Origin of the sequence: Micromonospora sp. NBRC 110038 (assembly GCF_020884815.1) — a bacterium.
Classification (GTDB): domain Bacteria; phylum Actinomycetota; class Actinomycetes; order Mycobacteriales; family Micromonosporaceae; genus Micromonospora; species Micromonospora haikouensis.
Window position 1 is genome coordinate 1 of the sequence record NZ_BBOL01000026.1, and the last position, 507, is coordinate 507.

1 protein-coding gene and 1 rRNA gene are annotated in these 507 nt (G+C 67.3%); one reads left to right on the top strand and one right to left on the bottom strand.

Going from position 1 to position 507, the window contains the following annotated elements; translation table 11 throughout:
• Positions 1 to 39: 39 nt before the first annotated feature.
• Positions 40 to 156, top strand: a 5S ribosomal RNA gene (gene rrf / locus LPU61_RS31470).
• Positions 157 to 248: 92 nt separating this feature from the next.
• Here the strand turns inward: rrf and LPU61_RS31475 are convergent.
• Positions 249 to 507: hypothetical protein (locus tag LPU61_RS31475; protein ID WP_229406987.1), on the bottom strand; the 259-nt coding region annotated here is incomplete at its 5' end.

The following is a 507-nucleotide window of genomic DNA, read 5'->3' on the forward strand; positions in this document are numbered from 1 at the left end:
CTGTGAGGGGTTGTGGGTTGTTTGATATGTTCATAGAGTTACGGCGGTCATGGCGGAGGGGAAACGCCCGGTTACATTCCGAACCCGGAAGCTAAGCCCTCCAGCGCCGATGGTACTGCACTCGGGAGGGTGTGGGAGAGTAGGACACCGCCGGACATTCTTTCCAGTCGAGGGCCGCCCCAATGTGGGTCGGCCCTCAACTGCGTAGCGTCGAGTGCGGCGCAATCAGGAAGGATGTACCTGTGAGTTCAGGACCGCAGGACGGCGACCGTCCTCGACGTTATGAAGACCGTTCCGACCGACGTGGTGGCGCGCCCCGACGGGATGACCGCCCGCCGTACCGTGATCGGGACGACCGTTCGCGCGATCAGCGCGGCGGTTACGGTGACCGCCGGGAGGGCGGTTTCCGCACCCACGACGACTCGCGGTCGACCGGCGGAGGCCGGGACGGCGGCCACCAGGGCCCGCCGCGCGGCGAGGGCCGGGACTTCCGTGGCGGTGACCGTC